At 52.2% G+C, this 12,542-nt stretch carries 8 protein-coding genes; 5 read left to right on the forward strand and 3 right to left on the reverse strand.

Annotated elements, in window-relative coordinates; all coding sequences use genetic code 11:
• Nucleotides 1-6 precede the first annotated feature (6 nt).
• Both feoB and AC2A06_RS10240 read left to right on the forward strand, forming a co-directional pair.
• Nucleotides 7-2,319, forward strand: coding sequence for a Fe(2+) transporter permease subunit FeoB (gene feoB / locus AC2A06_RS10235; protein ID WP_484380231.1), 2,313 nt, complete (start codon nucleotides 7-9; stop codon nucleotides 2,317-2,319).
• Nucleotides 2,319-2,555, forward strand: coding sequence for a FeoC-like transcriptional regulator (locus AC2A06_RS10240; RefSeq protein WP_023490083.1), 237 nt, complete (start codon nucleotides 2,319-2,321; stop codon nucleotides 2,553-2,555). The genes feoB and AC2A06_RS10240 overlap by 1 nt, the downstream gene beginning before the upstream one ends.
• Before the next feature lie 34 nt (nucleotides 2,556-2,589).
• Here the strand turns inward: AC2A06_RS10240 and bioH are convergent, their stop codons facing one another.
• Nucleotides 2,590-3,387, reverse strand: coding sequence for a pimeloyl-ACP methyl ester esterase BioH (gene bioH / locus AC2A06_RS10245; protein ID WP_484380189.1), 798 nt, complete (start codon nucleotides 3,385-3,387; stop codon nucleotides 2,590-2,592).
• A 68-nt stretch (nucleotides 3,388-3,455) separates the two neighbouring features.
• Between bioH and gntX the strand changes: the two genes are divergently transcribed.
• Together gntX and nfuA are read left to right on the forward strand one after the other, a co-directional pair.
• Nucleotides 3,456-4,139, forward strand: coding sequence for a DNA utilization protein GntX (gene gntX / locus AC2A06_RS10250; RefSeq protein ID WP_484380190.1), 684 nt, complete (start codon nucleotides 3,456-3,458; stop codon nucleotides 4,137-4,139).
• A 58-nt stretch (nucleotides 4,140-4,197) separates the two neighbouring features.
• Nucleotides 4,198-4,773 carry a Fe-S biogenesis protein NfuA gene (nfuA, locus tag AC2A06_RS10255; protein ID WP_473196560.1) on the forward strand — a complete coding sequence of 192 codons (576 nt, stop codon included), beginning with the start codon at nucleotides 4,198-4,200 and terminating at the stop codon, nucleotides 4,771-4,773.
• A gap of 56 nt (nucleotides 4,774-4,829) precedes the next feature.
• Here the strand turns inward: nfuA and malQ are convergent, their stop codons facing one another.
• Together malQ and malP are read right to left on the reverse strand one after the other, a co-directional pair.
• Complete coding sequence (gene malQ / locus AC2A06_RS10260; RefSeq protein ID WP_484380191.1) at nucleotides 4,830-6,911, reverse strand: 4-alpha-glucanotransferase; 2,082 nt, start codon at nucleotides 6,909-6,911, stop codon at nucleotides 4,830-4,832.
• 9 nt (nucleotides 6,912-6,920) lie between these two features.
• Nucleotides 6,921-9,326, reverse strand: a complete 2,406-nt coding sequence (malP, locus tag AC2A06_RS10265) for a maltodextrin phosphorylase (RefSeq protein WP_484380192.1) — start codon at nucleotides 9,324-9,326, stop codon at nucleotides 6,921-6,923.
• Between the two features lie 501 nt (nucleotides 9,327-9,827).
• On the opposite strand from malP, the gene malT reads away from it, so the two are divergent.
• Nucleotides 9,828-12,542 (forward strand): HTH-type transcriptional regulator MalT, encoded by a 2,715-nt coding sequence (gene malT, locus AC2A06_RS10270; protein WP_484380193.1) that lies wholly within the window; start codon nucleotides 9,828-9,830, stop codon nucleotides 12,540-12,542.

Below are 12,542 nucleotides of genomic sequence, written 5' to 3' on the forward strand. Positions count from 1 at the left end.
TGTATGATGAAGAAAATAACTATTGGCTTAATCGGTAATCCGAATTCAGGGAAAACCACGCTGTTCAACCAACTCACCGGCGCGCGTCAGCATGTCGGTAACTGGGCTGGCGTCACGGTTGAACGCAAAGAAGGTCAGTTCACCACTCCACAATCACAAGTGACGCTGGTTGACCTCCCCGGAACCTACTCGCTCACCACCATCTCAGCGCAAACCTCTCTGGATGAGCAGATTGCCTGCCACTATATCCTGGGCGGTGAAGCAGATTTGCTGATTAACGTGGTTGATGCCTCCAATCTGGAACGTAACCTCTACCTGACACTCCAACTGCTGGAACTGGGTATTCCTTGTATCGTCGCCTTGAACATGCAGGACATCGCCAAAAGTCAGAATATCGAAATCGACATCGACGCCCTTTCTGATCGCCTCGGCTGCCCGGTGGTCTCGCTGGTTTCCACCAAAGCCAATGGTATCGACAGCTTAAAGTGGACCATTGACCGTCATCAGTTTAACCAACTCAAACCACTGGTAAATTACCCGCCGCAGCTACAAGAAGAAATCGCCAAACTCACCGCTGCCATGCCACAGAATTTGCCAACGGAACAGCGCCGCTGGCTGGCACTGCAAATGCTAGAAGGTGACATCTACAGTGTTCAGTTGGCAGGTGATGCGGTGAACATGCTGCCGCAGGTCAAACTGACGTTACAACAACACCTTGATGACCCAGCGCTGGTGATTGCTGATGCCCGTTACCAATCCATCGCTACCATTTGCAATGCCGTCAGCAACGCTCAGCAAGCTCAGCCCAACCGCCTGACCGCCGCCTTGGATCGCGTGATCCTCAACCGCTGGCTAGGTGTGCCGATCTTCCTGCTGGTGATGTACCTGATGTTCCTGTTAGCGATTAATATCGGTGGCGCACTACAGCCGATTTTCGATCTCGGCTCAGCAGCGATCTTTATCCAGGGTATCCAATGGGTCGGCTACACGTTGCACTTCCCGGAATGGCTCACTATCTTCCTGGCACAAGGTGTGGGGGGCGGTATCAATACGGTTCTGCCACTGGTGCCACAAATCGGCATGATGTATCTGTTCCTGTCATTTCTGGAAGACTCCGGTTATATGGCGCGCGCGGCGTTTGTGATGGATCGCCTGATGCAATTACTTGGGCTCCCTGGCAAATCTTTCGTCCCACTGATTGTCGGCTTTGGTTGTAACGTGCCGTCGATCATGGGTACTCGCACGCTGGATGCCCAACGTGAACGGTTGATCACCATCATGATGGCACCGTTTATGTCATGTGGTGCACGCTTGGCAATCTTCGCCGTATTCGCTGCCGCCTTCTTCGGCCAACATGGTGCGAGTGTGGTGTTCTCACTCTATATGCTGGGAATTGCGGTTGCTATCCTCACCGGCTTGGTATTGAAATACACCATCATGCGCGGTGAAGCCTCACCCTTTGTGATGGAATTACCGGTCTATCATGTGCCACATTTAAAAAGCCTGCTGCTGCAAACCTGGCAACGCCTGAAAGGGTTTGTTCTACGCGCAGGAAAAGTGATCGTGATAGCCAGTATCCTGATTGGCGGCCTGAACAGCTTCTCATTCAATGGTAAACCGGTAGACAACATCAATGATTCCGCCCTGGCGTCCGTATCCAAAGTGCTCACGCCGCTGTTGCAGCCCATCGGGATTCACCCTGATAACTGGCAGGCTACCGTTGGCCTGGTTACCGGTGCAATGGCGAAAGAAGTGGTGGTTGGCACACTTAACACCTTGTATACCGCCGAACAGATCACTCAACAACCGTTTGATGCCGCCAGCTTTAACCTACTTGATGAACTGGGGGCCGCGGCCAAAGAAACTTGGCAGAGTATCAAGCAAACCTTCAGCCTCAGTGTACTCGCCAACCCCATCGAGGCCAGCAAAGGCGATGGGGAAATGGACAGCGGCTCAATGGGGGTGATGAGCAGCAAATTTGGTTCTGCAATCTCAGCCTACAGCTACCTGATCTTCGTGTTGCTGTATGTCCCTTGTGTTTCAGTGATGGGGGCCATTGCCCGTGAGTCTAGCCGTGGCTGGATGACCTTCTCCATTCTCTGGGGACTCAATGTGGCCTACTCACTGTCCACCCTGTTCTATCAAGTGGCAACCTTCAGCCAACATCCACAATACAGTATGGTGTCAATCCTGTTGGTGCTCCTGTTCAATGCACTGGTTCTGCTCGGTTTACGTAAAGCACGCAACCGCATCACCATTCGGCTACGCAGTGCAACCCCCGTGACATGCCACCAGCATCCACAAGGTGATTGTCATTAATGGCCAGCTTGCTACAAATTCGTGATGCGCTGGCCCTGCTGGGCAGTGCCCAGGCACAGCAACTGAGCCGCCAACTGGCGACACCGTTGCCACTGGTAGAGGCGATTCTGGAACGCTTGACTGCGATGGGCAAGGTGGAACGTATTGAACAAAGCAGTCAATCCTGCCTGAGCGGTAGTTGCCGAAACTGCCCCCAAGGCCAAGGTTGTAGCCTGGTGGTTTATCGTTTGAAATGAACATCGGGGGCATCTCATTGATACCCCAGTTCATTCAAGCGGCAGCAAATTGATAAATAATGCGGGCAAACTCCTCGGGGTGAGAAATAAAAGGGGCATGGGCCGCTTTGGGGATCACCACCGACGCCGAGTTTGGCCACAGTTCATCAAGCTGATGGGCCACTTTACGTGGGACCAGCCCGTCCAGAGCACCGTAAACGCGCAGTATGGGTAACGTTAAACTTATCAATTGCTGCCGCTGGTCTACAGTACGCAACATCTCCAATCCATTATCCAGGACTTCAACGCTCGGTATCGGTTGATTAAGCACCACCGTTTTCAACTGACGGGCATCCTGACGGGCACTCTCGGTACCCAAAGTCTGTAACGCCAGAAAACGCTCTACGGTCCGCTTGAAATCCTCGTTCAGCTGTTGCTGAAAGCGACTCAACACCTCGGGGAGGATCCCCGGCCACGGTGTTTGTGCGGTAAAACTTTGTGCGGTAAAACTTTGTGCGGTAAAACAAGGGGAAGAGGCGACGGTAATCAGCCCCATCACGCGTTCTGGCTGCATCCAGGCAACTTGCCCAGCCACCAGCCCACCGAGTGACCAGCCTAACCAGTAAGCCTGTGCGGGGGCTCGGGCCAATAAAATCTCGGCCATTTGTGGTAATGAAAGTGCCCCATACCCCTGGCTGCGACCATAACCGGGCAGGTCCACCAGATGCAGACGAAAATGCGGCGCTAATCGCGCTAGCGAGCAACCCCACACTTCCGCATTCAGTCCCCACCCGTGCAACAGCACAAGATCGCGATCGCCTTCACCTAATGTTTGCCAATACAACGCTGTCATCAATTATTGTCCTTACTACGCTTCGCCTTGCCACTTGCATGACGATGGATCTAACACAAGGGGGGACTATGCTACCAATCCACAGCCGCTGTTGGCTATGCCGACAACCATTACAGCTTAAGCAACAGGGTATATGCAGTTACTGCCTACGCTTATTACCCAGTAACCCCTGTTGTTGCCCCTGCTGCGGTCTGCCCAGTGGCGACCCACATCAGCCCTGTGGCCGTTGCCTACTGAAACCGCCTCCTTGGCAGTCTCTGGTTTTTGTGACTGATTACCGTCCTCCGCTCAGCTCGCTGATTAAGCGTTTCAAGTTCCAGCGCACACCCGCACTGGCGGCCACCTTGGCGCGTTTACTCCTGCTGCACTGGCTAAAGGCACGCCGCGAACACTCTCTGAACAAACCGGAGATCATTTTATCCGTCCCGTTGCAGAATAAGCGTTGCTGGCGGCGCGGTTACAACCAAAGTGACCTGCTGGCGCGGCCATTGGCGCACTGGCTAGGGTGTGAGTATCATCCTGCGGCCTTACGCCGAGTGAGAGCCACCTCACCACAACAGCAATTGATAGCACGCTTACGACGGCGTAATCTACGTGGAGCTTTTCGCTGCGATGAAAATCTGGCTGGGCGGCATGTGGCTTTGCTGGATGATGTCGTCACCACTGGTAGCACCGTGGCAGAAATCGCTACACTACTACAGAAACAAGGTGTGGCATCATTACAGATATGGTGTATTTGCCGCACATTGTAGTACCACAGCAATAGGCGTATTATACCCTACTATAGAAGTCAACTATTGAGCTAACACTATGATTCGTATAACCGATGCTGCACAGGAACACTTTGCCAAATTGCTGGCGAATCAAGAAGAAGGCACCCAAATCCGCGTATTTGTGATCAACCCAGGTACGCCAACGGCTGAATGTGGCGTTTCCTATTGTCCACCCGATGCGGTGGAAGCCACGGATACTGAACTCAAGTTCGACAAACTCTCTGCTTATGTTGACGAACTCAGTGCGCCCTATTTGGAAGAGGCTGAAATCGACTTCGTGACCGACCAACTCGGTTCACAACTGACGCTGAAAGCACCTAACGCCAAAATGCGTAAGGTGACTGATGACGCGCCCCTGATGGAACGCGTAGAGTATGTGCTGCAATCGCAGATCAACCCACAATTGGCGGGTCATGGCGGCCATGTGACGTTGATGGAAATTACTGACGACGGGCTGGCCATCCTGCAGTTTGGTGGGGGTTGCAATGGTTGTTCAATGGTTGATGTCACCTTGAAGGAAGGGATCGAGAAAGAGCTGCTACAGAGCTTCCCTGAACTCAAAGGTGTACGGGACCTGACCGAACATCAACGTGGTGAGCATTCATATTATTGATATTTAAGTCATCCCCCACTCATTTGACTGGGGGATGACTGATCAACCTGACAACGTTAAGCGACCGATACTTTCCTGCGTCGTTTATCTAAATCTTTCAATAAACGATTCACCTGCGGATCGGCAAACATCTCTTCCAGTGTATGGCTCAGTTTGCGCCGCCAGTTAGGATATTGATCACTGGTACCTGGAATATTCACCGGTTCCGCCATGTTCAACCAATCTTCCGGCTGTAGACCAAGCAACGCACTGGCACTGTCAGCCACATAACGCTGCAGACCACGGTTAAGTGTCGGGTTCATTGCCAGCAAGAGTGCCTTCTTGCTCACCTTTTGTGGCACACAACCGTAACGGTGCAGCCCATCCAGCAAGCCTTGCTTGGCGCGCTCTCGGTCAGCAAACAGTGTTTTAAGCACTTCGGCATCCGGGTAGAGCCCCAGTTTATTACCCAGCGTCAAATCACCACTTTGCCAATAACCACGCATTGTCGGCAGATCATGGGTGGTAATCGTCGCCATCGCCTGTACCGGGTAAGACTGCGGCGCACGGAACTGCTCTTCCTCATCATGCTCAAAATAGAGCACTTTGTAAGAGTAAATGCCGCTCTCACGCAATTTAGCGACAATCTCCACCGGTACCGTGCCAAGATCTTCACCAATCACCATACAGTGATGACGCTGGCTCTCTAACGCCAATAACGCCAGCAGATCGTCAACCGGATATTTTACATAGGCCCCCTGATCCGCCGTCTCACCGTAGGGGATCCACCATAAGCGCAACAACGCCATGACATGATCGATACGCAGAGCACCACAACTGGTCATGTTGGCACGGAGTAAGTCAATAAAAGGCTGATAGCCACGCGCCACCATGACGTGGGGATCCATCGGTGGTAACCCCCAATTCTGCCCCAGTGGACCAAGAATATCAGGCGGTGCCCCTACCGAAGCCTTCAGGCAATACAGATCCTGCTCACACCAGGTTTCAGATCCCCCTTCTGCCACCCCCACAGCCAGATCCCGATACAAGCCAATCGGCATTTCCCGTTGCTGGCTTTGACGGAAGCAGTCGCTAAACTGGCTGGCTGCCAGCCATTGCAACCACAGGTAGAACCTGACTTCATCCTCATGCTGTTGGCAGAATGCCAACACTGCCGGGCTGTTGCCTTGGCGATAGGCTTCAGGCCAGACCGGCCAGCCCCACATACTGCTGTCTTGCGCCAGAAGATGGGCATGCAGTGCATCAAAAGCCGCCTGCTGATAGAGGCTGCTGCCACCTTGCTCAACAAAATGGGCAAATGCCTGCTTCAGCGCATCCTCTTCCTGACGAGCCTGAAACAGTGGAAAAGCCAGCTTTAGCGCAGTCAGTTTCAATTGCATCACCGCGCTATAATCTACCCAGTCACTATTGCGCGCTTGCTCCAGTAACTGCTGTGTGGTGGCCTGATGCCACCACTGTTGGGCCCCTTCACTGCGTTTAAAGTCCTCTACTGCATTGACATCGATATACGCCACATTCAACCAGCGTCGGGAAGAAGGACTATAAGGGCTGGCACTTTCCGGGCTGGCTGGATAAAGAGCATGAATCGGGTTAAGCCCAACAAAGGCACCACCACGCTGCCCAACCTCATCGATCATCACGCGCAAATCGCCAAAATCACCGATGCCCCAATTACGTGCGGAACGCAACGTATAAAGTTGGACACAAGCCCCCCACAGCTTCTTGCCACTTAACAACACATCCGGTTCATAACAACGTTTCGGCGCGATAATCAGCCGGCAGGCCCATTGTTGTTCCCCCTGACTCAAGATGAGTTGATGATAGCCTAGTGGTAATTTGCCAGGCAGCGTCAAGGTTTTCCCCGCACTGGCGCGACCTTGTTGCTGGTGGCCATCTTCACAGTGCAACGTCCAGAGATATTCACCCTTGCCCGCTAGTGGCAAGGCCAACGGACTACCATGGTAAAAAATTTTAACATTCGGTAGTGGAGCCCCCTCGGGCTGCGATGGGTTGCCACGCATCGCAGCCAGCAACTTACGCTTGGTTTCCGGCGAAGTCGCCTGGCGTTTACCATGGGCATTCATGTAGTTGGCAGCAATTCCGGCCTGGGTGGCCGCCTGATCAATACCTTTACTCATTCGCTCTCCTTAACGCTTGGCCTGCCAAATGCGCTGCTGGTAGTCGCGAATCGAACGGTCAGAACTGAACATACCTACACGGGCTGTGTTAAGGATAGTACGTCGTATCCATTCACCGCTGTCACGATACAATTGATCCACCTGCTGTTGCGCCGTGCAGTAGCTAGCAAAATCGGCCAATACCAGATAAGGATCTCCCCCCGCCAACAAGCTGTGTAACATCATGTCAAAGGCGTGCTTATCACCATGGCTGAATGCGCCACTCGCCAACTCATCAAGCAGCGTTTTCAGGTGTTTATCTTTCTTATAATAACTACGCGGATCATAGCCTTTAGCCAGCAGGGCCTTCACCTGTTCCACCGTGTTACCAAAAATAAAGATATTATCCTCACCCACCTGCTGTGCGATCTCGACATTGGCACCATCCAGCGTACCGACGGTCAGGGCACCATTGAGTGCCAATTTCATATTACCGGTGCCTGAAGCCTCTTTACCCGCCGTAGAAATCTGTTCAGAAACGTCAGCGGCAGGGATCATCAATTCAGCGACAGAAACGCGATAGTCAGGAATAAAGACCACCTTCAGGCGTTCCTTGACGAGCGGATCGTTATTGATTTTTTCCGCTACCTGATTGATGGCGTAAATAATATTTTTCGCCAGGTCGTAACCCGGTGCCGCTTTGGCACCAAACAAAAACACCCGAGGCACGATATCCAATTGCGGGTTATCACGCAGTTGGCGATACAGCGAAAGGATATGTAGCAGGTTAAGATGTTGCCGCTTGTACTCGTGCAGGCGTTTGATCTGCACATCAAAGATGGCGTCCGGGTTGAGTGTCAGCCCCATCACCTGGTGAACATAGTTGGCCAACGCCACCTTGTTATCGCGCTTAATCTGCTGGTATTTGTCACAGAATGCGCCATCTTCGGCATATTTTTCCAACCCACGCAAAGCATCAAGGTCATTAGCCCACTCCACTTTCAAGGTGCTGTCGATAAGCTGTGACAACTGTGGGTTACACTGCTTGAGCCAGCGCCGTGGGGTGATGCCGTTAGTGACATTGTGGAACTTATTTGGCCATAGTTGGTGATATTCCGGGAACAGGTCTTTCACCACCAGGTCCGAGTGCAACTGTGCCACACCGTTAACCGCAAAGCCGCTGACAACACAGAGGTTAGCCATGCGTACCTGTTTGTTATGAACCACCGCCAGTTTGCCCCAAACCGTCTCATCACCCGGCCACTGCTTTTCCACCACCCGCTTAAAGTTGGCGTTGATCTGCATAATAATCGAGAAATGGCGCGGCAGCAGGCTGCGCACCAGTTTGGTGTCCCAACACTCCAGCGCCTCTGGCATCAATGTGTGGTTAGTATAAGCAAAGGTCTGGCTGGTAATCGCCCAAGCGGCATCCCAATCCAATTGGTGCTCATCGAGCAGAATTCGTAGCAGCTCAGGAATGGCGATGGTCGGATGGGTATCATTAAGCTGGATCACTTCGTACTTGGGTAAATCTTCGATCTTACGCCCAGCCTGATGGTGTTTACGCAGAATGTCAGCCACTGAGCAAGCGCATTGGAAATACTGCTGCATCAAGCGTAGGCGCTTACCCGCCTGGTGGTTATCATTCGGATAGAGCACTTGGGTCAGCTTGGCCGCTTCAACACCCTGTTTTTCCGCCTGCAGGAATTTACCCTCATTGAACGCTGCCAAATCAAACGGATGGGCATGGCTTGCCTGCCACAAACGTAGCGGCTGGGTGACGCCATTGCGGTAGCCGATCACCGGCAAATCCCAAGCCTCACCGCGCAGAGTGAATGCCGGATGCCATAACTCACGGCCATCGGCCAACTTCTCCAGCTTGCCACCGATACCCACATCCACTGACAACGCCGCATTATGGCGGAACCAGGGGTAACTCTCGCGCTGCCAATTATCCGGTGCCTCTTGTTGCCGCCCCTCTTTGAAGGATTGACGGAACAAACCATATTGGTAGTTCAAACCATAACCCGTAGCCGGTTGCTCAACGGTGGCCATTGAGTCGAGGAAACAGGCTGCTAAACGCCCCAAGCCACCATTCCCCAATGCCGGGTCAGTTTCCTGTTCCAATAGGTCCGCCAATTTCACATTCTGCTCTGCCAGTACGGTTTCTACAGTGTCATACCAACCAAGATTGATCAGATTATTGGCGGTCAGGCGGCCAATCAGAAATTCCATTGAGATGTAGTTCACATGGCGCAACGAAAGGCTGTTTTTACTCGGTGCTGGCTGTGCGCCCAATTGTTCGGCAAGAGCTGCACTCACAGCTTCCCACCATTGATGCTGAGTCATCTGCTGTGCGGAGATGAGGCCAAAACGCTGCCACTGACGAGTCAGCGCAGCCTGAAAAACACCCTTATTGAGCATAAGTTGTGGCATAAGAAAAACTCTCTATCGGATAAATGAGCCAATTTTTTCACTATCGTGCCGGGGAGAAGAGATAACAGCATCATCCCGCTTGAGGATTAGCTGGGGAGGAGGATTGGGGCGTAGCTGGAATTGTGATCTTGGACACTGTTTAACCCCCTTCTAGCGAAGCCATTAACTCATAAGAGTCATCAATGCACAGCAAAATAGCGGGCTGGTCTACGACATTAACCTATCCTTATTACCCTGTAATAGACAAGGGCATTACTACCTGTCTATACAACAAACTGCGATGGTGTCTACCTAAAAAATGTGATCAATAGCAATTAAACTCTAAGCCAAAACTTATCCTTGTTGCATTACGTTTGCTGATGTTCGAATTTAATAAGCTCTATTAATTACGAACCACAAAATAATTAGTGCAACTTCAGTAGTAAAACAGGATCATGTTACAAGGAGATGCTGTTAGCGACTCCTTCAGCGGCAGGGACCATACTTTACATCTGGAATATTATGCTGATTCCATCAAAACTGAGCCGCCCGGTACGGCTACAAAATACCGTGGTACGTGAACGTCTACTGGCGAAGTTAGCCGGTGCAGTGAACTATCGCCTGACGTTGGTCAATTGCCCCGCAGGATATGGTAAGACCACCTTAGTGGCACAGTGGGCCGCCGATAAATCTGATTTGGGTTGGTATTCTCTGGACGAGAGTGACAACCAGCCAGAGCGCTTTGCCAGTTATCTGATCGCCGCGCTACAGCAAGCGACTAACGGCCACTGCGTGAAAAGTGAAGCATTAAGCCAAAAACACCAGTACGCCAGTCTCTCCACACTCTTTTCACAACTGTTTATTGAGCTTTCTGATTGGCATCAACCTTTGTACCTGGTGATTGATGATTACCATCTGATCACCAATGACCTGATCCACGAAGCGATGCGTTTCTTCCTGCGCTACCAGCCAGAGAATCTGACGCTATTTTTGCTCACGCGCACCTTACCGCCAATTGGCATCGCCAACCTGCGCGTACGCGACCAATTATTAGAATTAAATACACAACAACTGGCGTTTACCCATCCGGAGGCCAAACAGTTCTTTGACTGCCGTCTGAGCTCACCTCTAGAACAAGATGACAGTAGCAGCCTGTGCGATGAAGTTGCTGGCTGGGCAACCGCACTACAGCTGATCGCCCTCTCGGCTCGCCAATCTCCCTCATCGGCTCAACAATCCGCCAAACGTCTGGCCCGGCTCAACGCTAGCCACCTTTCCGATTATCTGGCTGATGAAGTCCTGGATCGCGTTGATCCCCATTCCCGGGCATTTCTGTTGCGTTGTTCCGTATTGCGCTCAATGAACGACTCACTGATCGTTCGCCTGACGGGGGAAGATAATGGCCAACAGCGGCTGGAAGAGCTGGAGCGGCAAGGGTTATTTATCCATCGCATGGACGATACCGGTGAATGGTTCTGCTTCCACCCACTTTTCGCCTCATTCTTGCGTCAGCGCTGCCAGTGGGAATTGGCGCTGGAGTTACCAGACTTGCATCATGCCGCCGCCGAAGGCTGGCTGGCACTGGGTTACCCGGCAGAGGCCATTCACCATGCGTTGGCAGCCAGCGATGTCAGCATGTTACGCGACATCCTGTTGCAACATGCCTGGTCGCTGTTCCACCACAGTGAGCTGGCACTGTTAGAGGAGTGCTTGAACGCATTACCTTATGAACAACTGGTGCAGATACCCAAACTGGCGCTATTGCAAGCCTGGTTGGCACAAAGCCAACACCGTTACAACGAAGTCAACACCCAACTGGAGCGAGCTGAACAGGCCATGCGCCAGCAGCAACTCACCATTGACCAAACGTTGCATGCGGAGTTTGACGCACTGCGAGCCCAAGTAGCCATCAACGCCGGCAAACCGGAAGAAGCCGCGCGGTTAGCCAGCGAAGCCTTAAAATTCCTGCCACTGTCCAGTTATTACAGTCGCATCGTGACCACTTCGGTGACCGGTGAAGTTCACCATTGTAAAGGCGAGCTGGCGCGAGCGTTGCCGATAATGCAACAGACAGAACAGATGGCCCGTCGCCATCAAACTTATCATTATGCGCTGTGGGCTCTGTTACAACAGAGTGAGATTCTGATTGCCCAAGGTTTTCTGCAAGCCGCCTATGAAACCCAGGAAAAAGCCTTCGAACTGGTACATGAGCAGCATCTGGAACAACTGCCCATGCACGAGTTCCTACTGCGTATCCGCTCACAACTTCTCTGGTCATGGTCAAGATTGGGTGAAGCGGAAGAGGCTGCCCGTGAAGGATTGAAGATTTTAGCCAACTACCAACCCCAGCAACAGTTACAATGCTTGGCCATGCTGGCAAAATGCGCCTTGGCACGGGGCGATCTAGATAATGCCAACCGCTATTTGCAGCGTTGTGACGACCTGCAACAAGGCGCGCAGTACCACCGCGACTGGATCACCAATGCGGATAAACCACGCGTGATTTATTGGCAGATGACCGGTGATACCACTGCGGCGGCCCATTGGCTCCGCCATACCGAAAAACCCGGCATGGCGGACAACCACTTTATGCAGGGGCAATGGCGTAATATTGCCCGTGTGCAAATCCTGCTTGGTCAGTATGAAGAAGCAGAAGTGGTGCTCGACGAATTAAACGACAATGCTCGCCGCCTGCGCCTAGTAAGCGACCTCAACCGTAATTTACTGCTCAGCAATCAACTCTACTGGCAGATGGACCGCAAAAGCGATGCGTTACGGGTACTGATAGAAGCGCTTTCACTGGCTAATCGTACCGGGTTTATCAGCCACTTTGTTATCGAAGGGGAACCGATAGCCCAACAATTACGCCAATTGCTTCAGCTCAACACCTTACCGGAAATGGAACAACATCGTGCGCAACGTATTCTGCGCGATATTAACCAGCACCATCGCCACAAATTTGCCCATTTTGACGAAAACTTTGTCGATAAACTGCTGACGCATCCACAAGTACCGGAGCTGATCCGCACCAGCCCCCTGACCCAGCGTGAATGGCAAGTGTTGGGGCTGATTTACTCCGGTTACAGCAATGAACAAATCGCCAATGAACTGGATGTGGCTGCCACCACCATCAAGACCCATATCCGTAATCTGTATCAAAAGCTCGGGGTTGCCCACCGGCAAGAAGCGGTACAACAGGCACAACAATTGCTGAAAATGATGGGTTACGGCGCTTAG

This window comes from Serratia sp. HNCC26DJ244 (assembly GCF_057180565.1).

Excerpts from the sequence above, each read along its gene's own strand:
- feoB (WP_484380231.1), top strand. The coding sequence starts at position 7 with ATGAAGAAAATAACTATTGGCTTAATCGGTAATCCGAATTCAGGGAAA.
- AC2A06_RS10240 (WP_023490083.1), top strand. The coding sequence starts at position 2,319 with ATGGCCAGCTTGCTACAAATTCGTGATGCGCTGGCCCTGCTGGGCAGT.
- bioH (WP_484380189.1), bottom strand. The coding sequence starts at position 3,387 with ATGACAGCGTTGTATTGGCAAACATTAGGTGAAGGCGATCGCGATCTT.
- gntX (WP_484380190.1), top strand. The coding sequence starts at position 3,456 with ATGCTACCAATCCACAGCCGCTGTTGGCTATGCCGACAACCATTACAG.
- nfuA (WP_473196560.1), top strand. The coding sequence starts at position 4,198 with ATGATTCGTATAACCGATGCTGCACAGGAACACTTTGCCAAATTGCTG.
- malQ (WP_484380191.1), bottom strand. The coding sequence starts at position 6,911 with ATGAGTAAAGGTATTGATCAGGCGGCCACCCAGGCCGGAATTGCTGCC.
- malP (WP_484380192.1), bottom strand. The coding sequence starts at position 9,326 with ATGCCACAACTTATGCTCAATAAGGGTGTTTTTCAGGCTGCGCTGACT.
- malT (WP_484380193.1), top strand. The coding sequence starts at position 9,828 with ATGCTGATTCCATCAAAACTGAGCCGCCCGGTACGGCTACAAAATACC.